Raw genomic sequence first — 20,577 nt, forward strand, 5'->3', positions numbered from 1 at the left:
TGCACTGGAGAAGAGATCCGAGATGAGGCGATTTGGTCTCAAGATGCCCGCGTTGACGCGCCGCCTGGTAGCGGTGCTGCTCGCGCTCGTCATGAGCTTGGCTCCTCTGCTCGGAACGTTCGACGCGGCGGCCGCCGCCACCGGCGACGCCGTTGCGCAGAACTGGTCGCGCCCGGCGACGAGCGCTCCGAAGCCGTGCCGGAAAGCCGTCCTGCCCGGCACCATGAACTCCTGTCCCTTTGCCGGAGCCGGCCTCACCGCGATCCCGGCAGAAGAGGATGCGACGGCGCAGCCCGTGGCGACGTCCCGGACGCTGGCGTGGCGGTCCTATGAAGAGGCGTTGGCGACGCAGTGCCAAGCCTCGTCACCCTACCGCCCGCCCTGTCGCCGCTCGTGATGAGCCAGCCGCTCGCGCCTCGCCCCTTGGCGTAACGCGACGGCTTCAACCGACGAATACTCCATATCGATCGCGCATGACGTGAATCGACGCGAGGCGCCCTGCCGCGAGGCTCGCCGAGCGCCGCAGCGCCATGGCCGCCGCAAACGCGCGATCCGCACGCGGGAGAATCATCATGTTCATTCGTCATCTTGGCCGGCTCGCACTGCTGCTCGGCGCGCTCCATGTTGCGGCGACGGCCGCAGATGCGGCCGAGCCGAGACCTCAGCCGAACCTCGACACGCGGCTGCTGGTCGGCGAGGTCGCACGCGCTGACGACGGTGCCGTCACCGCGTGGGCTGGGCTCGACGTCCGGCTCGGCGCCGGCTGGCACACCTATTGGCGCTCACCGGGCGAGGCCGGCGCGCCACCGCAGTTCGACTGGAGCGGCTCGCGCAACGTCGCCGACGTCACCGTCGAATGGCCGGCCCCCCGCCGCTTCAGCGAGCAGGACATCGACACGTTCGGCTACGACGAACACGTGCTGTTCCCGCTGCAGGTGCGGCTGCAGGACGGAACGGCGCCCGCGCATCTCACGCTGAAGGCCGTCCTGTTCGTCTGCTCCACCATCTGCACCCAGCAGGAAACGAAGCTCGAGGCCGACATCGCCGCCGCCTCGCACCGGCCGAACGATCAGGCGCTGATCGACGCATGGCGGCAGAGCGTCCCTCGCGAGACCGCACCCGGCCTTTCCATCACGGCGTTGCGCATCGTGCGCCAACCCAAGCCGCAATTGCTGATCGAGGCGCAGGCGACGCCGCCGCTGGCCGCGCCCGACGTGTTCCTCGACGGCGACGACGCGGTGTCCGGCGGACGCGCGCAGGTGAGTCCAGCGGCTGATGGCGGCGTGCGCATCATGGTGCCGGTGCAAGGGCTCGATCAGGCGAGCCGGTCGCATCCGCTGCGGGTCACCCTGGTTGACGGGGACCGTGCGATCGAAGCCGGGCTCCCCGTGAACGCAGCTGCGAGCGCACCACCTGCCGCAAAGACGGCGGGCGCGGCTGCGCCGCCGGCCTCGATCTGGGCGATCCTCGGCGTGGCCCTGCTCGGCGGCTTCATCCTCAATTTCATGCCCTGCGTGTTTCCGGTGCTGTCGCTGAAGCTCGTCTCGCTGGTCGATCACGATCCTGCCCACGCGCCTTCGCCGCGTCCAGCCTTCCTGGCGACGGCCGCCGGCATCGTTGCCTCCTTCGTGAGCCTCGCCGCCGTCCTCTCGGGACTCAAGGCAGCCGGGGCCCAGGTCGGCTGGGGACTGCAATTCCAGCAGCCCGCCTTCCTGGTCGCGATGATCGTCGTGCTCGCTGCGTTCGGCGCCAACCTGCTCGGCGTGTTCGAGATCCAACTGCCCTGGTGGATCGCCGGCCGCCTCGGCAACGCCTCCGGCCGCAACACGATGGCCGGTCACGCGCTCAACGGCTTCGTCATGACGCTGCTGGCAACGCCGTGCTCGGCCCCCTTCGTTGGCACCGCGGTCGCGTTCGCGCTGTCGCAGGCGGCCCCGCAGATCCTGTTGGTGTTCGCTGCGCTCGGCCTGGGAATGGCGGCACCCTATCTCGGCCTGGCAGCAGCGCCGCGTCTCGCCGCGCTGTTCCCGCGGCCGGGACGCTGGATGCTGAAGCTGCGTGCCCTTGCAGCGCTGGCGATGGCGGCAACGGCGCTATGGCTGCTGATCGTGCTCGCCGACATCAGCGGCCCGACGCCAGCGATGATCGTCGCAGCAGCGCTGCTGGTGCCTGCGCTCGTCATGACCGCGCGTCGTGCTCGGTTGCGGCAGACGCTGGCCGGAGCCGGTCTCGCCGTCAGCATCGGGCTCGCGCTGATCGCCGCGACGCGTGTGACGCAGCCGGACGCCGCAGGCCAGCCGGCCCGCATCGCCTGGCAGCCGCTGGTGCCCGCTGACGTCGCGACGCGGGTCCAGGCCGGCCACACCGTATTCGTCGACATCGGCGCCAGCTGGTGCCTCACCTGCAAGGTCAATGAGAAGCTCGTGCTCGACAGCGCGGCCGTGCGCACGCGGCTCGCCTCGGGTGTCGTCGCTCTCAGGGCGGACTGGACCTCCCCCAGCGATACGATCGCAAGCTATCTCCGATCGTTCGGCCGCTACGGCCTGCCGTTCAACGTCGTGTTCGGCCCCGGCGCTCCCGGCGGCATTCTGCTCCCCGAGCTGTTGACCCCGCAGATCGTGCTCGACGCCATCGACACCGCATCGACCATTCCTCAACCGGAGAACCACAAGACATGACCCGGACAACATTCGCCGCGTCGCTCGCAACGCTGCTGCTGCTCGCAGCCGCCATGCTGCCGCTCCAGGCCCGCGCCGAGGACGACGACGGCGACATTCTGAGCGAGGCGCGCATCCTGCGCGATCCCGCCATTCCCGTTCTCGGCAACGCCGCTGGCGACATCACGATCGTCGAGTATTTCGACTATCAATGTCCGTATTGCCGCAAGATCAGCCCGGACCTCGCCAAGGTCGTGCGCGACGATGGTCACGTCCGTCTCGTCTTCAAGGACTGGCCGATCTTCGGCGGCCCCTCGATCTACGCCGCCCGAATGACGCTGGCGGCGAAGTACCAGGACAAGTTCGCCGAAGCCCACGAGACGCTGATCTCGCTCAACGAAAAGCTCTCCGAGGCCAAGGTCGACGCGGCGCTTTCTGCAGCCGGGATCGATCTCGCGCGCGCCAAGGCCGATCTCACCGCCAAGGGCGGCGAGATCGACGCCGTGCTTGCCCGCAACCACGAGCAGGCCATGGGCCTCGGCTTCCAAGGCACCCCGGCCTTCATCATCGGCCGCTTCCGCGTGCCCGGCGCCCCCAACGCCCAAGCCTTCAAGCAGGCCATCGCAGATGCGCGGAAGGCGGCGGCGTCCCCGAAGTGAGCCGGCTTACCGGACTCACGCCGCCCGGATGTGAGCCAGGAACTGGTCGACCTCGCCGCGCAGCCGCGTCGACTGCTGGGCCAGTTCACCGGCCGCCGACAACACCTCGTTGGCGGCATGGCCGGTCTGCACGACGCCCGACGTGACGCCGGCGATGTTGCGCGTGACGTCCTGGGTCTTGCCGGCGACGAGGTTCACGTTGCCGGCAATCTCGCGGGTCGCCGCGTCCTGCTGCGCGACGGATGAGGCGATGATGGTCGAGATCTCGTCGACCTCCTGGATCGTGGCGCAGATCAGGCCGATGCTCTGAACGGCGGCCGCGGTTTCGGCCTGCACCGCGGCGATCTGGGCGCCGATCTCCTCGGTCGCCCTGGCGGTCTGGGTTGCCAGCGTCTTCACCTCGCTGGCGACGACGGCGAATCCCCTGCCGGACTCGCCGGCGCGCGCCGCCTCGATGGTTGCATTCAGCGCCAGCAGATTCGTCTGGCTGGCGATCTGGTTGATGAGCGCAACCACCTCGCTGATCTTGCTGGCGGCGATGTTGAGCCGCTGCACCTTGTCGTTCGACTGCTGTCCCTCGTCCGCGGCCTTGCGAACCACCGTCGACGCGCGCTCGAGAGTCTTGCTGATCTCGTTCATCGACGACGACAGCTCCTCGGCGGCCGAGGCCACGGTGTTCACGTTGTCGGACGCGGAGCCGCACGCCTGCGACACGGTCAGGGCCTGCTGCTTCGACTGGTCGATCGTGCTCGACATCGAGCGCGCTGTCGCCTCCATCTCGATGGCCGCAGCCGACACGGCGTCGACGACGCCCCGCACACTGGCCTCGAACCGGTCGGCCACCTCCATCATCACGCGACGCCGGTCCTCCTCGGCACGGGCCTGCGCTTTCTCCTGCTCCCCCTGCAGATCCCTCATCCGAATGGCGTTGTCCCTGAACACGGAAACGGCGCGCGCCATCTGTCCGACCTCGTCCGTGCGCTGCGCGGCTGGAACGCGGACATCCAGATTGCCGTCGGCGAGCTCGCGCATGGCGCTCGTCATCTGAACGATGGGTCGAGAGATGCCCCGGGCGATCAACAGGCCCGCGAGGGCGATCAGGACGAGACCGGCGAGCGTCATTCCGATCATGATGGCGCCGGCGCGATTGCGGGCCTGGATGAACTCGCTGTTGTCCATGACGATCTCGACCGCGCCGATCGGCTTGCCGGAGAAGTCCTTGATCGGACCCAGCAGTGCGACAACGGGCACGCCCTTGAGCTCCCCCTGGCGCGACAGGAAGCTGCCGGAAGTGGCCTGCCGATAGTCGCCGTTCGCGAAGAAGGACGTCTCCCCGATCGTCGTCGCAAATAGCTTGAAAGCCGCATCCCCGGCTAGGCGGAACGCGACGTCGACATGACGGCTACGCTTGAATTCGTCGAAGAAGCCTTGTCCGAAGGTCAGGCCGAACTCGACCGAACCGAGATGCTTGCCGGCAGAGACGATCGGCACCACGCCGCGGAGCCCGAGGCCGGCAACGCCACCTTCGAGCCCGACGATCGGCTTGCGATCGGTGTTGGCGGCCACCACCGTCTTGCGGAAGCCCGACAGATCGTCGCCGAACTTGGCCGGCTGGTGCACGCGGAGGAACGACATCGCCGGCGGGGTATGAAACTGAAACTGGTCGACGCCATAATCGGACTTCAGGCTCGCCATGCCCGCGCCAAACAGCCGCATCAAGGCGTCCCGGTCGTTCTGCGCCATGGCATCCTGGACGGCGGGAATCTTGGCGACCACCGCGCTCATGGCCTCCGCGCGGGTCGACTCCAGCTGCAAACGCGAATTGAACGCATCATATTGGGCGTGGAGCTCGCGCTCATTGGCCCGGTCGATAATGCCGCCGATGATCCACATGGCGACCAGCAGCACGAACAAGGCCGTCACAGCGGCGCCGATCACCAGAGAAAAGGTGATCCTGCTTCTCAAGCCAACAAACTTCAACATGCAATCCTCGAGCTCTGACCGGTGCTCAAGTATTGCAGCGCTGCAACTAATTAATCCTGAATGAGTCAGCCAATATTTCTAACTAACAGGACCAGGTGGGCAGCGAGGCGACCGTCGACACTCCCGCCCCTGGCTCCGTTCTCGCGTCGCAACTTCTTTTAGTTGCACATACTCGTCGATTCAACTTGAAAAGAACGACACTCGGCGCCTGACGGAGCCGAGTGTCCGACAGATTGGACAGAGCCTAGGCGACGGGACCGCCATGCGCACGCCAGCGGCTCATGCCGCCAGCATAGTGGCGGATGTCCTGCCGTCCTGCCGACAGCGCCCGCCGCAGCGCGGTCGCCGAACGACCACCGGCCTGGCAAATCAGGACCACCGGCTTGTCGTGCACGAGGTTGTCCGGGTCGAAGCGCGACAGCGGATGATTGACGGCGCCCGGAATGTGGCCGCTCTTGAACTCGTGCGGCTCCCGGACGTCGACGATCACGCAGCTACGCTGCTGATGCGCGCGTACCAGTTCGTCATGCTCGATGGCCGGCACGCTGGTCGATCCGGTCAGCTTGTTGAACAATCCTGCAAGCATTGGAAGAACCTCTCAACTGTTGACGATAGGGCGGTCGAATGAATGCCTAGCCCTGCGCCCGCTTCGCCTTGGCCTCGGATGCTTCGACCCAGAAGAAGAACGCCCCTGCACCGATCGCGAGCGCGGCAAACCAGACGCCATCCGGCACGCCGGTGATGTCGGGCAGCCGCACCTTGCCGAGCGACCAGACATTGAGGATGTGGGCCTTCACCCAGTCGAAGCTCAGCGCATAGAGGATCGCGCCGGCAATCATGCCGAACGCGCCGACGGCGGCATGCACGCTACCGCTGGCGATGGCGCCGAGCGCGGTGCCCGGACAGTAGCCGTAGACGACCATGCCGATGCCGAACAGTGCTGCGCCGAGCGCCACCGCCAGCATGTTGGCGTCCTTGACGTAGTATTTGGTATTTCCGGTATCGACCAGCAGCAGCACGCCGATGCCCCCGACCACGATCGCGGTGCCCATCACCTTCAGGACGGTGAAGTCGCGCAGCCGGAACTGGTTCTCGATCACGTTGCAGCTCGTGACCTTGCCCTGCTGCAGCAGATAGCCGAACACGGCGCCCATCAGGATCGGTCCGGCGATGCTCATCAATGACGTCATGACCTTTCTCCCTCTCAAGTCTTCCGGAACATCAGGCGCGACACGATCAGGCCGGTCGCGAACATCACCGCGAGGAACAGCCAGCTCGACAGCGCCAGTTGCAGCCCGCCGGAAATGCCGTGCCCGCTGGTGCAGCCGCCGGCCAGCCGCGCGCCATACATGATGACGATGCCGCCGAGAAACGCGGCGACGAAGCGCTTGAGCACCGACGGACCAAAGCGCTCCTTCCAGACCTCCGGCACCAGTTCGAGGCGCCACGTCCCCGAGATGACCGCCGACAGGAACGCGCCAAGCGGAATGCCGACCAGGAACCAGACGCCATAGTCCCATTTCAGCGGCATCGATTTCCAGTAGCTGTTGGCGGCGACGGCCTCGGATCCGATCACCGGCGCGGCGAACAGCGATGCGATGCGCGAAAACGCGGTCGTCACGCCGAGCGGGTCGCCGAACCCGGCAAACGCCACCCAGCTGAGGATGCCGATGCCGGCGCCGACCAGATAAGGCGACCAGTCAATGCGACCGGACTTGCCCAGATCCTTGACCATGACGTCATTCATCATTGCCACGACGGGTCCTCCCTGCTGACGCGGCCCTGCGCCGCGAACGACTTATCCAATTATATGCATATATTCGAATTTACGCAATTATTATTCGGGCCGGGCCGAGACATGAAACGGCGGGCTCTGCGGCAGCCGGACTGCAAGGGAAAGGCGGCATTGCGAATTCGGTGACCGTAGTCCCCGGAGCGAGTCGCGGCGGAGCATGATCCACCACGGCCCACGCTCTGTTCACGTCGGCGCGTCTCGCAAGCCCATCGTCCCGCGCGCCCCGGTCGCGCAGCCTGCCGCGGCCACGCGAGACGTCATCGTGAATGGGCTCACCGGCCAGCGCAGAAGCGATGGCCGGTGAGTGGTGAACGGACCTGCGCACCTGTCCGGCAGTCTCCCGACGCAGGACCGCGAATGGCGGCGAGATCCGATCTGCGCCGCACGCAGTCGCTGCGAGTCGTCCTAGGCAGCTCTCACTCCGGCGATGAATCTCTTCACTTCCATGCTCAGTCTGGCACTGTCGTCGGCCAACGATTTCGCGGCGGACAGCACCTGGGAAGCGGCGGTTCCGGTATCCACGGCGCCGCGCTGCACATCTGCAACGTTGGCTGAGACCTGCTGCGTTCCTGAAGCCGCGTGCTGGACGTTACGCGATATCTCCTGCGTGGCAGCACCCTGCTGCTCCACGGCGGACGCGATCGTGGACGAGATCTCCTGCAATTTCTCGATCGTGATGCTGATGTCGCGGATCGCACCGACGGACTGCTGGGTCGCGGACTGGATGCCGGATATCTGCTGGCCGATCTCGCCCGTGGCCCTCGCCGTCTGCTCGGCCAGCGCCTTGACCTCGGATGCGACCACCGCAAATCCGCGGCCGGCTTCCCCAGCGCGCGCGGCCTCGATCGTCGCATTCAGCGCGAGCAGATTGGTCTGTCCCGCAATCGTATTGATGAGTTCGACGACGTCGCCAATACGGGCAGCAGACTTCGAGAGCTCGCTGACCTGCTCATTGGTCTTGCGAGCCTGCGCAACCGCCTCATTGGCCATCCGGGCCGAATCCTGGACTTGCCTGCTGATCTCGTTGACGGATGCGGACAGCTCCTCGGTCGCAGATGCCACCGACTGCACATTGGTGCAGGCTTCCTCGCTGGCCGCGGTGACGGACGTGGCCAGGTCCTGTGCGCGGCCCGCCGTATGGGTGAGCCCACCGGCGTGACCTTCCAACGCGCTCGATGCCGTGGAGACGGTTTCGACGATCTCACCGACCACAGCCTCGAAGCGGCCGGTGATCTCGTCGAGTCTTCGGCTGCGCTCCAGTTTCACCTCTGCCTCTTTCGAAGCGATATCGTCGGCCCGCTTCTTCGCAATCAAGGCGGTCTTGAAGACCTCCAGCGCGTCGGCCATCATGCCCACTTCCGTCTTCTGGCCGCGATAGGGAATCTCCGTCGTCAGGTTGCCCTCGCCGAGCGCCTGCATGGGCCTGATGATCGAAGCGATGCACCGGGAAATGTCGCGAATGAACCAGCTTCCGATCCCGATGCCGGCGAGAACGGCAAGGACGATGACAGCCGACATCAATGCAAACGCCTCGGCATATCCATCCGCGGCGATCTTCGTCTCGGCGTCGGCGCCCCGATTGTTGAGGTCAATCAGCTTTCGAAGATACTCGTCCGACTGATTGGCGACGCTCCGGACCGTCTTGTTGAACAGGTCGCTCGCCTGCTTGGTCGCGTTGCCGTTCCCTGCGCGCAGCACCTCGAGCACGCCATCGGCAGTCTTGACATATTGCTCCCAGCCCCGCGACCAGCTCTCGAACAGGCTGCGCTCCTCGGCCGACGAGATCATCGCCTCGTAGGAGCGGCGCGCCGTCGCGATCACGGCGAGGGTTGCCTTCATGTTGCGGTCGAGATTGTCCCTCTCCTCAGTCGTGTCAGCCGTCATGTAGGCCCGGAGCTGGGCCCGATTGAGGTTGATCGCGGAACGCAGCTCGCCGAGCACACGCACGCTCGGCAGCCAGTTCTTGGCGATCTGTTCGGTATGCGTGTTGATCGTCTGCATGCCGCGAACGGCCAGCAATCCGACGATGGTCATCGCCACCAACAGCAGCGCAATGACGGCCGCCATTTTTGCTCGAATGGAGAGTTGCGACATCTCGCGTGCCTTTCGTCGTCCGGCGCTTCGTATCGGTCCGCCGCACAATTGCGCCGTCCGCCTCGCGACGGTAACACCCGACCTTCGCAAATTTGGTTAACGGCGAGGATCTCCGGACTGCGATCTATCAACGTCATTGTCCCGTTGATAGTTGATCGGCATGCACTGCTCGGGGCGAGCCGCGGACGATGCGATGTACGCTCCTGCGTAAACGACGCAAAGACGGGGTCTTCGGACCCAGCATTCCCGACGCCGCCTGGCAGAAGCAGTCTCGCTTCCGGACGATGCCTCACAAAGGCATGACGGAGGACGACTGAACCGGACTCTGCACTGGCTTGGCCGCGAACAGCCAGCGGTCGACGACGAGGTCGGTCACGCCCGCACCCAGCCACATGCCGCCGAGCACGATCCAGGCCGTCAGCGCGAACACCGATGCCCCGGTCACGCCGGCTCCGACGGCGCAGCCGCCGGCCAGCATCGCTCCAAATCCCATGAGAACGGCGCCGATCAGATAACGTCGCATGCCCCGGCCGTCCGAGAAGCCTTCGAGGTTGAGCTCGCCCGCCAGCGCGGCGGCGATGAACGAACCGATAAACACGCCCGGGATGATGCCGAGGTCGAAACCCGGCTTCAGCTGCGGGCTGGCGAGCACCTGCATCAGGAGCTCGGCGGAAGGGCCGCTGAAGGTCAGACTTTTCAGCGGCACCGGCGCGAACGAGGCCTGCCCGAGCTGATAAGTCAGCAGCCAGCCGGCGGCGACTGCGACGCCCGCGCCAACGGCCGAGCGCAGGATCTTGGCACCGACCTGAAACTTCGACACCGCGGCGAGACCGGCCAGGAACCAGAGCATGCCGAAGCCGAGCTTCTCCGGCGTGCCGCCGCCGAACACGCTCATGATGTCGCGCGACGGTCCGCCATCGACGAGCCAGAGATTGGTGAGCCACTCACGCAACGGGGAGAGCAGGCCGTGATAGGCGGACTGCGCCGTCACCGCGAAGATCAAGCCTGAGAGCAGCGCCCGCAGATTGCCGTTGGCGGAGAGCACCAGAAGCCGGCTGGCACAGCCGCGCGCCAGGATCATGCCGCAGCCGAACAGGATGCCGCCGATCATCGCGCCGGAGATGCTGCCCTGCTGCGCCAGTTGGCGCGCTTCCGAGACGTCGAGCAGGCCCATCGCCACCAGCGCCTGGGTGCCAAGCAGCGCCGAAGCGAAGGTGAGGAGCCACACCGCCAGCCGCGGACCGCCCTGCCCGCGCGCGAACTCGACGGTAGCTGCGCGCAGACAGAAGCGGCTGCGCTGGGCGAAGAAGCCGAACGCGCCGCCGACCGCGAGCCCGCCCAGCAGCGACACCAGCTCCTCACCCAGAAGGTCGATCAATGCGGTGAGCACGGGCGCTCTCGTAGTTCAGGTCCGCCGCTCAACGCACCGGCGGCATCGGCAAGGACGCACGCGCCCGTCACGGGCGCAGATAGGCATAGCCGCTCTGCTGCAGCTCGGTGAGGCGCACCACGCCGCCCTTCTCCGCCACTGCAAAGCCGGGCAGGAGATCGTCGAGCTTCACCCCCTGCGCCTTCATGGTGTTGGCACAGGCCTCGAAGCCGACGCCGGCCTTCATCAGCCGCTCAGCCAGAGCCGATATGGTCTGGTCGGCCGAGATCGCGTGAAAGGCGCGCAGACCCGGTCCGTGGATCACCAGCCGGATGTCGGCGCGCCCCGGCCCGCCGGTGCCATCGACGTGGTTCTGGAGGTTGCCCAGAACGAACAGCGCGCGGTCCTGATCGGCGAGATGATAGGCGACGCGCTGGCGCGGAGACTCGGTCGCGGCCTGAGCACTGCCGACACCTATCATTCCGAACAGGCTGGCAAGACCGGCTTGCATCAAAGATCGTCGTTCCATGGGCTACTCCTAACGCGCGGCTGCGATGAATCCTGCGATGCGATCCGCAGCATCCTCGGCGGCGAGATCGCGAAAGAAGTGATCGGCATCATCGATCGTCTCCAGCCGGACACGACTGCCGGCGCGCGCGGCCAGCGGCGCGAACGATGCGGCCACGTCCGGGACGGTCTTGTCTTCCGCGGCCGCTAGCACCAGGACCGGGACTCTGACGTCCGCGATCAGCGCCGCCGTGTCCTGGCGCCGGTCGGCGTGGTAGAACGCAGCGAAGGCGCGCGCGGTCACCTTGGCGTCGCGGCAATAGATGAAACCCGGTACCGACATCCACTCGCCGCCACGGCCCGAAGACACAGCAGCTTCAGCCTTGTCGAGCAGCGGCGCCAGGGGCTGGCCATAACTCTCCGCATAGGCGGCCTTCAGGCTGGTCTCGATGCCCACGGTGGCCGGCGCCAGCAGGATCGCGCCCTCAATGGCGGCTTTCGGATTGGCAGTCAGATAGCGTGCGAGCTGATTGGCGCCGCGCGAATGCCCGAGCACGAAAATGCGCGACGAGGTCTGGCGCGCCTCGGCGAGCCAGGCAGCGATCTCTTCGATCGCATCATCCGGCGCGTAGTCATGCGGCTTCGCACAATCGTACATGCCGGTGCGGCGATCCAGCCCGAGCACGAGGTTGTGCGCGAGCGAGGCGATGCCACGCTCCGCCAGCGCCTTCGACAGGCCCTGGATGGTTTCCATGTCCTTGTGGGCAAGCGTGCCGTGCGTCATCAGCACCAGCGGCACATCAGGCGCCGACCGCGCCGGCAGCCTGAGCGTGCCGAGCGCCGTGCGGCCGCCGATCACCAGTTCGCGCGGCTCCTCCGCGGCCAGCGCGACCGAGGCAGAGAGACAGACGACAAGAGCGAGCCACCACCGCATCGCAGATTCCTTCACGGACGCACAATCGTCCAGTTCTTCTCCGACAGCTCCAGCAGGGTCGCGACCCCGGTCTTGACCACCGTGACGCCGGCGAGCAGCGACGGCTGCCGGCCCTCCTTGCTCGCGAGCGTCTCTAACGTGTTGCCGCAGGCGATGAAGCTCACATTGGGCATCGACTTGGCGAAGCCGAGCACCCGCTCCTTCACCGGCGAGCGGTCGGCCAGCAACATGTCGAGGCCGCCATTGAACGCCACCACCACGATCTCGACCTCGTCGCCCTCGCCCGAATAGTGCCGAGAGACATTGGCGGCGACGTCGAGCACCGCGCGCATCTTGGCCGGATCCTCATCGCTGATCTGCAGCGCGAGCCGATGCGGCTCTGCCGCGGCGGCAATCGAAGCGGCCCCGCTCGCGGCGAGCGCGACGGATGCGGCCGCCAACAGCATCTGGCGGCGGCTGCATCCGACCTTCGTCACTCGACGCCCCGCGGCTTGCCGTCCTTGTCCTCGGGCGTCACGTCGACAGCGGTCGCACGTCCGGTGATCTTGACCGGCGCGATGCAGTTCGTCATGCACGGCTCCTTCTGCCAGAACGCCTTCTCGCTGGCAGCCCGATCGTCCATGATGAACCCGCCTTCGTTCGGCATCTTAATGGTGGCGAGATTCTTGTCGGTCAGCTCGAAGTTCTGATCGGTGATGACGTCGTTCAGATAGAGCACATAGGCGACCAGCGCGTAGTACTCGTCGACCTTCAGCGACTGCGGGCTGCCGAACGGCATCGCGTGGCGGACATAATCGAACAGCGTCGAGGCGTAGGGCCAGTAGGAGCCGACCGTCTTGACCGGATTGTCCGAGGTGAGCGAGCCCTTGCCGCCGGCGAGCACCGGCCAGCGGCCGGCGCCCTCGCCGAACTCGCCGTGACAGCTGGCGCAATTGTCCATGAACAGCTTCTCGCCCTGGGCGACCGTGCCCTTGCCGGCCGGCAAACCCTGTCCGTCCGGCCGCACGTCGATGTCCCAGCCGCGGATTTCCTCGACCGTCGGCGCGCGACCGATGTTGAAGCGCTGCGGCGCATTGGTTTCAGTCTTCGCGACGGTCTTTGCCTCGGTCTTTGCCTCGGTCTTGGCCGCGATCTTCTCGGTCGGACCACCGGCGAGCGCGACCGAGCCCGCAATGGTGGCGAGCGCGGCTGCAATGATCAGCTTAGGCGACCTCGACATTCTCGACCTCACCATTTGCCTGCACGTGCCAGGTCTGGATGCCATTGTTGTGGTAGATGGAGTTGTAGCCGCGGACCTTGCGCAGCTCGGCCTTCGAAGGCTGGACGTAGCCGGTCTCGTCCTGCACGCGCGACTGCAGCAGCAACGGCTCACCGTTCCAGTCGAACTCGTAGTAGAAGCGCGTCAGCGCCTTATCCAGCACCGGGCCGTCGATCCGCGCCGGCCACCAGTTGCGGCCGCCATCGAGCGACACGTCGACCCGCTTGACCTTGCCGTTGCCCGACCAGGCCAGGCCCGAGACGATCGTAAACCCCTTGCCGTGCTTGATCGGCGCCTGCGGGCTCGGACTCGTGATCACCGACTTCGCATCCATCGACCAGGTGAAGCGGCGCGCCTTGCCGTTCGGCAGCAGGTCCGTGTACTTCGACGTCTCCTCGCGGGTGTGCCAGGGCTGATCGCCGACCTCGATACGGCGCAGCCACTTGACCCAGAGATTGCCCTGCCAGCCCGGCACGACCAGGCGCATCGGGTAACCCTGCTCGGGATACAGCGCCTCGCCGTTCATCTTGTAGGCGATGATGCAGTCGTCGAGCGCCTTCTCGATCGGCAGGCTGCGATCCATCGACGCGGAGTCCGCGCCCTCGACCAGCAGCCATTTGCCGCTGGGCTTGACGCCCGTCTCTTCCAGCAGCGTGCGCAGCGAGACGCCGGTGTACTGCACGCAGTGGATCATGCCATGCGTGAACTGGCAGCCGTTAAGCTGGGCGCCGCGCCATTCCATGCCGGAGTTGGCGGCGCATTCCATGAAGTGAATGCGGTTGACGCGCGGGTAGCGCTTGAGCTCGTCGAGCGACAGCAGCAGCGGCCGCTCGACCAAGCCATGAATCATCAGCCGGTGATCGGCCGGATCGACCTCGGCGACGCCGCCGTGATGGCGCTCGAAGCACAACCCGTTTGGCGTGATGATGCCTTCGAGCTCGTGCAGCGGCGTGAAGCTGACCGAGGATTCGCGCGAGGCCGTAAGCCATTCGACGTCGCGGCGGACGACGTCCTTCTCGAACTTCGACGGCTTGCCGTAGGGGCGCACGGCGACGCCCTCGCCGAGCGTGCGCGTCCATTCCGGCACGTTCGGCGGCTGGTTGGCGGGATTGCCAGCGCCGGCTCGGGCCTGCGAGGCCAGCGCGGTGGCCGCGAGGCCACCAGCGGCGGTCAGGAAGCCGCGGCGCGACGCGCGCGGGACTGAGGAAAGTGATTTGTCCTTGGACATCGTCGTCACACTCCGGAGACTTTGACGGCCCGGTTGGGCTCGAGACGCACGGTTTTCTGGCGCTGCAGATAGCTCGACACGACCTCCCAGATCGGCGGACCCTGCGTGCCCTCGTTGACGCTAGCCCAGCCCGCGACCTGATATTCGCGCGACGGATCGATCGCGGCGCCGGTCTTGATCAGGCGCATGTCGGAGATGCGCTGCCCCTGCGGCTTGTTGACATCGATCGCGTAGGACATGCCGCCGATGCGGACCATGTCACCGCCCTGCTGATAATAGGGGTCGACATTGAACAGGTTGTCGGCAACGTCCTCGATGATTTCCTTCAGGCGCGTGCCGGTCATGCCCATGCGGTAGACGGCAGGATAGGTGATCGCGGTGGCGTTGGTGACGTCCTCGAAGGTGATGTCCTGGCCCGGCATCACGCTGGTGCCCCAGCGGAAGCCCGGCGACAGCGCGATCTCCGCATCGCGCTCCTGCAGCAGCGCCTGGCAGATCAGGTCGTCGAACGTGCCGTTGAAATTGCCGCGGCGATACAGCAGCGTCTCGGTGCGTCCCAGCGGACGGGCGAGCTCGGCGGCGAACGGCTTGCGCACCTCGGCGATCTTGGCCGCCATCGCCGGATCCGGCGTGATCACGTCGGAGAACAGCGGGATCAGCTTGTAGCGATAGCCCTTCACCTCGCCATCCCCAACGTCGAGATCGAGCCGCGAGACGAACTTGCCGGAAGAGCCCGACGCGATCAGCAGCGTCTTGCCGACCTTGACCGCTTCGGGCAGCGCATCATGGGTGTGGCCGGTCAGGATCACATCGAGCCCCTTGACGCGGCTGGCCAGCTTGCGGTCGACGTCGAAGCCGTTATGCGACAGCAGCACGACGAGGCCGGCGCCGTCCTTGCGCGCCTTGTCGACCTGAGTCTGGACGTCCTCCTCGCGCACGCCGAACGACCAGTTCGGAATCATCCAGCGCGGATTGGCGACCGGCGTGTAGGGGAAGGCCTGGCCGAGCACCGCGATCTTGACGCCGCCGCGCTCGATCATCGTCGAGGCCTCGAACGCCGGTTCGTTCCACTCGGTGTCGCGGATGTTGAGGCCAAGGAAGGGGAAGCCGAGCGCATCCACCGCCTGCTTGACGCGCTCGGTGCCGTAGGTGAACTCCCAATGCCCGGTCATCGCATCGGGCTTCAGCAGCGCCATGCAGTCGATCATGTCCTGGCCGCGGGTCTTCAGCGACGACCATGATCCCTGCCAGGTGTCACCGCCGTCGAGCAGCACGACCTTGTCGCCGCGCTCGGCGCGGATCGCCTTGATGACGGTCGCCGCGCGGTCGAGCCCGCCGATGCGCCCGTAGGTCTTGGCGAGCGCCTCGAAATCCTCCGAGGTCAGCGCATAGGCCGACGACGAGCCCGGCGCGATGCCGAAGCGGGTGAGGAAATCCTTGCCGGTGACGTGAGGCGGCTGGCCCTTGGCGTCGCCGACGCCGAGATTGGTCGACGGTTCGCGGAAATACAGCGGCATCAGCTGGCCGTGGATGTCGGTCACATGCACGAGCGTGACGTTGCCAACCGGATCGAACGCCAGCAGCTCCTTCTCGGTCAGCTTCTGCTGGGCAAAGGCGCGGGTCGTACCTGCGAGCCCGGAGCCGCCCGTCAAGGCAGCCGCCGCCAATGCGACCTGAACGAATTCGCGACGCGATATCATGATGTGTCTTCCTTGTGTCCGCGGCTAGTTGCGGACCGACGGTGTCTCGACGGGCAGACCGATGCCGCGCCAGGCGACGTAGAGCTCGAGCGCCAGAAACTCATCCGACAGCGGCTTGTAAGGCACGCCGCGCACGTCGAACATGCAGCCCTCGAAACGCTCGTGCAGCGGGACCAGGCGCTGATCGCGCAGCCGGTAGGTCGGAAAGCCGTTGGTCTGCCCCTGGCTGAGAAAATCGGCGCGCATGAACTTGCCGTTGTTCTTCTCATGGCAGGAAGCACAGGCGAGATCGAGCTGGCCGACCCTGGTGTAGTAGATCTCCTTGCCCTTCTCGAACCACGGCGACATCGGACCGTCGGTCTTCACCGCCACCGCCATGCCGCGCGACTGGAAACGGACGAAGGTCGTCATGTCCGTCAGTTCCTTGGACTTGAACGCCCAGGGCTGCGCCTTCATGTGCTCGGTGCGGCAGATGTTGATCTGCTGCTCGAGATTGACCGGCTTGTTGAGCTTCTCGCTCCATTTGGGCATCGCCGCGCCCACGCCCTTCATGGTCTTCTCGGCCTCGCCGTGACAACTCATGCACGACTTGCCTTCGCCGCCGTCGACCGTCTTCCAGACGTCGGCGGCCCGCTCGACCGCGAGGAAGCCCGGATTCTCCAGGTCGTCATCCTGGAGCGCGCGCGTTTCCTTGGTGCGGAATTGATAGCCCGAGATGATGGTCTTGAAGACGTGGCCGGGAGGCGCCGGAATGCCCTTCCGTTCCGCCTCCTGGCCGAACGTCGCGACTGCCGACAGGGCCAACGCGGCCGAAGCCAGGACGGCGAGAGAACCGTAGCGAATGGACATCCGTCACTCCTCCTAGCGATGGCACGCTGCCGATCAGGCCTTCAACGCGATCTTTTCCTCGGCCGTCAGCACCGAACCGTCGTCATCGGTCCAGGCGAACTTGAACGTGCCTTCCTCGTCGACCTTCGCGTCGAACTGGATGTACGGATTGGCCGAGATCGCCGGCTCCAGCACGCAGGAGAACACCGGCTTGCCGTTGAACTCGCAGGTGAACTTGTTGATGATCTTGCGCGGAATCGGCTTGCCCTGCGCATCCTTGCGCTGGCCCGATTCCATCAGATGCGAGACCAGCGTCTTGATCTGGATGATCTCGCCCTTCTTGGCTTCCTTCGGAAGCTTGATCCGCGGCTTGTCTGCCATGTCTTCTCTCCCCTGTCTCAGCCGCCGCAGCCGCCGATGGTGACCTTGACGGTCTTGCGCTCGGTGAACAGCGAGCCGTCGCTCATCTTGGCGACCGCGATCACGTTCTGGGTCTGCGCCAGGCGGATGCGGATCGACGCCTCGGCCTTGCCGGACATCGGCGTGAACATCAGCGTCGCGACGCCGGCATTCGGATTGCCGTCGGCCACGAACAGCACCTCCTTGACGTAGTTCTCGGCGGTCATCGGGCTTTCGACCGTGAGCGCGAGCGGCACGGTGTTGCCGTTCTCGGCGATCTCGGGCAGATCGAGCGTGATCTTGCCCTTCACCGCGTCCTTGCCGCCGGTGAACTTCTTGATCATCTCGGCCGCGTCATTGCTCGGCTCGGCGTTGGCGGCCATCGGCAGCACCGTCAAAGCGACGAAACCGCCGCCGAGAAGGAACGCCTGTCGTCTGTTGATTGCGCCCATGCATCATCCTCCAGAGGCGGTTATTTCAATGTTTCGAGAAAGGCGACGACGTCCTCGACCTGCGCGGCCGTGAGAACGGACTTGCCGACGAACTCCGGCCTGACCCGATTGAGTCCGTCGTTCTTGTAGAAGGCGGGCATCACCGTATCGGCGAAGATTCGCTTGGGATCGGCGACGATGAGGCGCAACTGCGCCGTGTTGTAGCGACCGGCCACGCCGTCGAGCGATGGGCCGAACTCGCCATGAAAATCCTCGGACTTCAGCGCCGTGACCTGGTGGCAGGCAAGACAATTGCCCAGCGTCCGCGTCAGGAACACCTTCTTGCCGGCGTCGGCATTGCCGGGCGCGCCCGTCAGCGATTTCGGAATGGCGTAGTCGACGACATCGAGCCTGATCGGCTCATCGCCTCGCGCTGCTGCCGAGAGCAACGCGCAGAACAAGGCAGCCGGAATCAAACGGCGCATGTTTCCACCCTGACGACGAGGCTTCCCCTCGCCTGCTGATGATAAGGACTTACGGTCCATCATATTCACAAATTATGATTTGATAATGTGATTGGTGTCAAGACGAATTCGATGCGGCAGCGCACTCAACCTTTGGACGAAGCGAGATAGTCGCGGAACGTGCCGCGCTCATAGGCCTTGTCGCGCACGAAGCGGAACATCGCGAGGAAGTGCGGCGGCTTCAGATAGCCCGGGGCCCGCGCCACCTCGCGCACGAGCGGCTCCTTGGCTGCAACGCCGTCGGCAGAGGGCGGAAAGAACTGGAAAGTCGGCGTGAAACGGATCGCGTAGCGCTCGGCGAGCTCCTTCTCGGTGAGTTCCTGGCCGTCGAAGTCGGTCACCCTGCGGGCGCCGAGCAGATTGAGTTGAAGAATCTCGAAGTTCGCCCGGATGTACTCGGTGATGGCAGGGTCGGCGAAATTGACCAGATGGGTCTCTCGGCAATAGGGACAGCCGCGCAGCTCCCACATCACCGCGAGCCGCTTGCCTCCCGACGCCGCGCTTTCGAGATCTTCACGGAGATCGAGGAAGCTGTTGAGAAACCACGCCTGATGATAGAGCCCGTCGTCGCCGAGCACCGCGTCCGCTCGCACCGGCATCGGCACGGCGCCGAGCACCGCCGCGGCAGGCAGCATTGCAACCAGGTCGCGACGCGACATCGTTCTGTTCGAGGTCATGGGCCTGCCCGCGCGCTTTGCCAAGTCGGTGAAAGTTCGATACATGATATTCGAATAACAGAATGTGAAAAAGGACATTCGATGCTGCGCCGCGCCATCCTGCTGTCCGTCGTCCTTGCAAGTGTCGGCTGCACCGTCCATGCAACGGCCGGTGAGAGCGCGGGGATGGCGGCCGTCATGCAGTCGGCCATGGCTAGCCTTCGGACCGCGGCGAGCTATGGGCGAACCGGCAACATCGCTCTGGCGCAGATCGAGCTCGACGATGCGCGCCGCGCCTGGACCGCGCTCGGCCGGATCAAGGATCAGCCGGCGCCCTACTCTGCCAAGTCCTTGAAGGATCTGCTCAGAGAAGGTGACGACCGGCTCCGCAAGGCCGACGCTTCGCTCTCAGCGGGCGATGGCGCGACGGCGACGGCGGACATTGCAGCGGTCCGGCAGGCGCTGCATGTGCTGCGGCAACAGGCAGGCGTCGTCGAGCTCGGCGATTGCGTCTTCGAGCTACGGCCTGCCATGGACGATCTGCACCATTTCGCGGCCGACTTTGCAGCAGCCAGGGCGACGGCCGCCGAGGTCAACCGGGCCGGCGAAGCATTGCGCGCGCAACTGCAGCGCTGCAACGGCCTCGCCGCGCCCGACATTGCCGGCCAGGCCGAATTCCGCCGCCTGATCGACGGCGCCGCCACGAGCGCGCAGAACATCGGTCGCGCCGCGCACGAGGGTGACACCGGCCTCGTGCATCGCTACGAGATCGAGCTGCAGTCCTTCGTCAACCTGCTGGATTTCCGCTTCGGCTGATCAGCCGATCGTAGCGAGCGAGGGAAAGCGTTCGAAGATCCATTCCGACAGAAGCGGGATCACGCCGGCGAGAAAGGCGACACCGGTCAGGACGAGAAAGCCGCCCATGGTCTTCTCGACCAGCGGCAGATGCGGCTTGATCCCCTTCAGCATGGTCATGAACTGTCCCGTGAAGGCCGCCGCGATCAGGAACGGGATGCCGGTTCCGACCGAATAGGCCGCGAGCAGCAGCGCGCCCTTTCCCACGGTGGCCTCCGCACTGGCCATCATCAGCACGGCGGCGAGCACCGGCCCCGCGCAGGGCGTCCAGCCAAACGCAAAGGCCAGCCCCATCACGAACGCGCCGAGCAGGCCGGCCGGCTTGCGGCCGACGTCGATCGTCGCGCTTCGGTACAGCAAGGGAATCCTGAGCACCCCGAGGAAATGCAGTCCCATCGTGATGATGACGAGGCCGGCAACGATGCCGAGCTGGCTGAGATGGCCGGCGATGAAGCGACCGAAGACCGAGGCCGTCGCACCCAGACCGACGAACACCAGCGAAAAGCCGCCGACGAAGCACAGCGCGGTCAGCACCGTCCGCCGCCGCTGCGCTCTGCTGGTCTCGGTGATCGTGTCGGCCGCCGAGACGCCCGCCATGTAGCACAGGAACGGCGGGACGAGCGGCAGAATGCAGGGAGACAGGAAGGACAGGAGGCCGGCGGCGAGCGCTGCGCCGAGCGTGACGTCGAGATCCATCTTT

Annotated in this window: 22 protein-coding genes; 4 read left to right on the forward strand and 18 right to left on the reverse strand. The window is 65.8% G+C overall.

Annotated features, from left to right (window positions below):
- Positions 1-22 precede the first annotated feature (22 nt).
- From QXZ94_RS20720 to QXZ94_RS20730, 3 genes are all read left to right on the forward strand, one after another.
- Positions 23-397 carry a hypothetical protein gene (locus tag QXZ94_RS20720; RefSeq protein ID WP_315721978.1) on the forward strand — a complete coding sequence of 125 codons (375 nt, stop codon included), beginning with the start codon at positions 23-25 and terminating at the stop codon, positions 395-397.
- 175 nt (positions 398-572) lie between these two features.
- Positions 573-2,678 carry a protein-disulfide reductase DsbD family protein gene (locus tag QXZ94_RS20725; RefSeq protein WP_315721979.1) on the forward strand — a complete coding sequence of 702 codons (2,106 nt, stop codon included), beginning with the start codon at positions 573-575 and terminating at the stop codon, positions 2,676-2,678.
- Positions 2,675-3,316 (forward strand): DsbA family protein, encoded by a 642-nt coding sequence (locus tag QXZ94_RS20730; RefSeq protein ID WP_315721980.1) that lies wholly within the window; start codon positions 2,675-2,677, stop codon positions 3,314-3,316. The genes QXZ94_RS20725 and QXZ94_RS20730 overlap by 4 nt, the downstream gene beginning before the upstream one ends.
- Positions 3,317-3,331: 15 nt before the next feature.
- Here QXZ94_RS20730 and QXZ94_RS20735 read toward each other — a convergent pair whose 3' ends face one another.
- The 17 genes from QXZ94_RS20735 to QXZ94_RS20815 all read right to left on the reverse strand — a co-directional run bounded on the left by QXZ94_RS20735 (position 3,332) and on the right by QXZ94_RS20815 (position 19,001).
- Entirely contained in the window at positions 3,332-5,299 is a 1,968-nt protein-coding gene (locus QXZ94_RS20735; RefSeq protein WP_315721981.1) for a methyl-accepting chemotaxis protein, read from the reverse strand.
- Positions 5,300-5,543: 244 nt separating this feature from the next.
- Positions 5,544-5,885, reverse strand: coding sequence for a rhodanese-like domain-containing protein (locus QXZ94_RS20740; RefSeq protein ID WP_315721982.1), 342 nt, complete (start codon positions 5,883-5,885; stop codon positions 5,544-5,546).
- Positions 5,886-5,931: 46 nt separating this feature from the next.
- Positions 5,932-6,489 (reverse strand): YeeE/YedE thiosulfate transporter family protein, encoded by a 558-nt coding sequence (locus QXZ94_RS20745; RefSeq protein WP_172113115.1) that lies wholly within the window; start codon positions 6,487-6,489, stop codon positions 5,932-5,934.
- 14 nt (positions 6,490-6,503) lie between these two features.
- Complete coding sequence (locus QXZ94_RS20750) at positions 6,504-7,046, reverse strand: YeeE/YedE thiosulfate transporter family protein (RefSeq protein WP_315726411.1); 543 nt, start codon at positions 7,044-7,046, stop codon at positions 6,504-6,506.
- A 453-nt stretch (positions 7,047-7,499) separates the two neighbouring features.
- Positions 7,500-9,128, reverse strand: a complete 1,629-nt coding sequence (locus QXZ94_RS20755; protein WP_315726413.1) for a methyl-accepting chemotaxis protein — start codon at positions 9,126-9,128, stop codon at positions 7,500-7,502.
- A gap of 349 nt (positions 9,129-9,477) precedes the next feature.
- Positions 9,478-10,578 carry a YeeE/YedE family protein gene (locus tag QXZ94_RS20760; RefSeq protein ID WP_315721983.1) on the reverse strand — a complete coding sequence of 367 codons (1,101 nt, stop codon included), beginning with the start codon at positions 10,576-10,578 and terminating at the stop codon, positions 9,478-9,480.
- Positions 10,579-10,645: 67 nt separating this feature from the next.
- On the reverse strand, positions 10,646-11,086 hold the full coding sequence (locus tag QXZ94_RS20765; RefSeq protein ID WP_315721984.1) for a DsrE family protein: 441 nt from the start codon (positions 11,084-11,086) through the stop codon (positions 10,646-10,648).
- Positions 11,087-11,095: 9 nt separating this feature from the next.
- Positions 11,096-11,998, reverse strand: a complete 903-nt coding sequence (locus tag QXZ94_RS20770) for an alpha/beta hydrolase (protein ID WP_315721985.1) — start codon at positions 11,996-11,998, stop codon at positions 11,096-11,098.
- A gap of 11 nt (positions 11,999-12,009) precedes the next feature.
- The gene (locus QXZ94_RS20775) at positions 12,010-12,444 is read right to left on the reverse strand and encodes a hypothetical protein (RefSeq protein ID WP_315726415.1); all 435 of its coding nucleotides are present in this window, start codon (positions 12,442-12,444) and stop codon (positions 12,010-12,012) included.
- A gap of 26 nt (positions 12,445-12,470) precedes the next feature.
- The gene (locus tag QXZ94_RS20780; RefSeq protein WP_315721986.1) at positions 12,471-13,262 is read right to left on the reverse strand and encodes a cytochrome c; all 792 of its coding nucleotides are present in this window, start codon (positions 13,260-13,262) and stop codon (positions 12,471-12,473) included.
- A complete protein-coding gene (soxC, locus tag QXZ94_RS20785) occupies positions 13,201-14,484 on the reverse strand; it encodes a sulfite dehydrogenase (RefSeq protein ID WP_315721987.1) in 1,284 nt (427 codons plus the stop codon). The genes QXZ94_RS20780 and soxC overlap by 62 nt, the downstream gene beginning before the upstream one ends.
- A 5-nt stretch (positions 14,485-14,489) precedes the next feature.
- A complete protein-coding gene (soxB, locus tag QXZ94_RS20790; protein ID WP_315721988.1) occupies positions 14,490-16,184 on the reverse strand; it encodes a thiosulfohydrolase SoxB in 1,695 nt (564 codons plus the stop codon).
- Positions 16,185-16,208: 24 nt separating this feature from the next.
- The gene (soxA, locus tag QXZ94_RS20795; protein ID WP_315721989.1) at positions 16,209-17,033 is read right to left on the reverse strand and encodes a sulfur oxidation c-type cytochrome SoxA; all 825 of its coding nucleotides are present in this window, start codon (positions 17,031-17,033) and stop codon (positions 16,209-16,211) included.
- 33 nt (positions 17,034-17,066) lie between these two features.
- The gene (gene soxZ, locus QXZ94_RS20800; protein ID WP_315721990.1) at positions 17,067-17,393 is read right to left on the reverse strand and encodes a thiosulfate oxidation carrier complex protein SoxZ; all 327 of its coding nucleotides are present in this window, start codon (positions 17,391-17,393) and stop codon (positions 17,067-17,069) included.
- A gap of 17 nt (positions 17,394-17,410) precedes the next feature.
- Complete coding sequence (soxY, locus tag QXZ94_RS20805; protein WP_315721991.1) at positions 17,411-17,863, reverse strand: thiosulfate oxidation carrier protein SoxY; 453 nt, start codon at positions 17,861-17,863, stop codon at positions 17,411-17,413.
- A 20-nt stretch (positions 17,864-17,883) separates the two neighbouring features.
- Positions 17,884-18,327 carry a sulfur oxidation c-type cytochrome SoxX gene (gene soxX / locus QXZ94_RS20810; RefSeq protein WP_315721992.1) on the reverse strand — a complete coding sequence of 148 codons (444 nt, stop codon included), beginning with the start codon at positions 18,325-18,327 and terminating at the stop codon, positions 17,884-17,886.
- 125 nt (positions 18,328-18,452) lie between these two features.
- Positions 18,453-19,001 (reverse strand): thioredoxin family protein, encoded by a 549-nt coding sequence (locus tag QXZ94_RS20815; protein WP_315726417.1) that lies wholly within the window; start codon positions 18,999-19,001, stop codon positions 18,453-18,455.
- A gap of 123 nt (positions 19,002-19,124) precedes the next feature.
- On the opposite strand from QXZ94_RS20815, the gene QXZ94_RS20820 reads away from it, so the two are divergent.
- Positions 19,125-19,838 carry a hypothetical protein gene (locus tag QXZ94_RS20820; RefSeq protein ID WP_315721993.1) on the forward strand — a complete coding sequence of 238 codons (714 nt, stop codon included), beginning with the start codon at positions 19,125-19,127 and terminating at the stop codon, positions 19,836-19,838.
- On the opposite strand, the gene QXZ94_RS20825 is transcribed toward QXZ94_RS20820, so the two are convergent.
- Positions 19,839-20,573, reverse strand: coding sequence for a cytochrome c biogenesis CcdA family protein (locus tag QXZ94_RS20825; RefSeq protein ID WP_315721994.1), 735 nt, complete (start codon positions 20,571-20,573; stop codon positions 19,839-19,841). It lies immediately after the preceding gene.
- Positions 20,574-20,577 lie beyond the last annotated feature (4 nt).

This window comes from Bradyrhizobium sp. SZCCHNS2022 (assembly GCF_032377575.1).
In the GTDB taxonomy this organism is placed as follows: domain Bacteria; phylum Pseudomonadota; class Alphaproteobacteria; order Rhizobiales; family Xanthobacteraceae; genus Bradyrhizobium; species Bradyrhizobium aeschynomenes.

What these genes read in the sequence shown, in the direction of transcription:
- QXZ94_RS20755 (WP_315726413.1), bottom strand. Translation starts at nt 9,128, where the DNA reads ATGACCATCGTCGGATTGCTGGCCGTTCGCGGCATGCAGACGATCAAC.
- QXZ94_RS20775 (WP_315726415.1), bottom strand. Translation starts at nt 12,444, where the DNA reads ATGCTGTTGGCGGCCGCATCCGTCGCGCTCGCCGCGAGCGGGGCCGCT.
- QXZ94_RS20770 (WP_315721985.1), bottom strand. Translation starts at nt 11,998, where the DNA reads ATGCGGTGGTGGCTCGCTCTTGTCGTCTGTCTCTCTGCCTCGGTCGCG.
- soxZ (WP_315721990.1), bottom strand. Translation starts at nt 17,393, where the DNA reads ATGGCAGACAAGCCGCGGATCAAGCTTCCGAAGGAAGCCAAGAAGGGC.
- QXZ94_RS20720 (WP_315721978.1), top strand. Translation starts at nt 23, where the DNA reads ATGAGGCGATTTGGTCTCAAGATGCCCGCGTTGACGCGCCGCCTGGTA.
- soxA (WP_315721989.1), bottom strand. Translation starts at nt 17,033, where the DNA reads ATGTCCATTCGCTACGGTTCTCTCGCCGTCCTGGCTTCGGCCGCGTTG.
- soxC (WP_315721987.1), bottom strand. Translation starts at nt 14,484, where the DNA reads ATGTCCAAGGACAAATCACTTTCCTCAGTCCCGCGCGCGTCGCGCCGC.
- QXZ94_RS20750 (WP_315726411.1), bottom strand. Translation starts at nt 7,046, where the DNA reads ATGAATGACGTCATGGTCAAGGATCTGGGCAAGTCCGGTCGCATTGAC.
- soxY (WP_315721991.1), bottom strand. Translation starts at nt 17,863, where the DNA reads ATGGGCGCAATCAACAGACGACAGGCGTTCCTTCTCGGCGGCGGTTTC.
- QXZ94_RS20740 (WP_315721982.1), bottom strand. Translation starts at nt 5,885, where the DNA reads ATGCTTGCAGGATTGTTCAACAAGCTGACCGGATCGACCAGCGTGCCG.
- QXZ94_RS20735 (WP_315721981.1), bottom strand. Translation starts at nt 5,299, where the DNA reads ATGTTGAAGTTTGTTGGCTTGAGAAGCAGGATCACCTTTTCTCTGGTG.
- QXZ94_RS20820 (WP_315721993.1), top strand. Translation starts at nt 19,125, where the DNA reads ATGCTGCGCCGCGCCATCCTGCTGTCCGTCGTCCTTGCAAGTGTCGGC.
- soxX (WP_315721992.1), bottom strand. Translation starts at nt 18,327, where the DNA reads ATGCGCCGTTTGATTCCGGCTGCCTTGTTCTGCGCGTTGCTCTCGGCA.
- QXZ94_RS20825 (WP_315721994.1), bottom strand. Translation starts at nt 20,573, where the DNA reads ATGGATCTCGACGTCACGCTCGGCGCAGCGCTCGCCGCCGGCCTCCTG.
- QXZ94_RS20765 (WP_315721984.1), bottom strand. Translation starts at nt 11,086, where the DNA reads ATGGAACGACGATCTTTGATGCAAGCCGGTCTTGCCAGCCTGTTCGGA.
- QXZ94_RS20780 (WP_315721986.1), bottom strand. Translation starts at nt 13,262, where the DNA reads ATGGCATCCAGACCTGGCACGTGCAGGCAAATGGTGAGGTCGAGAATG.
- QXZ94_RS20745 (WP_172113115.1), bottom strand. Translation starts at nt 6,489, where the DNA reads ATGACGTCATTGATGAGCATCGCCGGACCGATCCTGATGGGCGCCGTG.
- soxB (WP_315721988.1), bottom strand. Translation starts at nt 16,184, where the DNA reads ATGATATCGCGTCGCGAATTCGTTCAGGTCGCATTGGCGGCGGCTGCC.
- QXZ94_RS20725 (WP_315721979.1), top strand. Translation starts at nt 573, where the DNA reads ATGTTCATTCGTCATCTTGGCCGGCTCGCACTGCTGCTCGGCGCGCTC.
- QXZ94_RS20815 (WP_315726417.1), bottom strand. Translation starts at nt 19,001, where the DNA reads ATGCTGCCTGCCGCGGCGGTGCTCGGCGCCGTGCCGATGCCGGTGCGA.
- QXZ94_RS20730 (WP_315721980.1), top strand. Translation starts at nt 2,675, where the DNA reads ATGACCCGGACAACATTCGCCGCGTCGCTCGCAACGCTGCTGCTGCTC.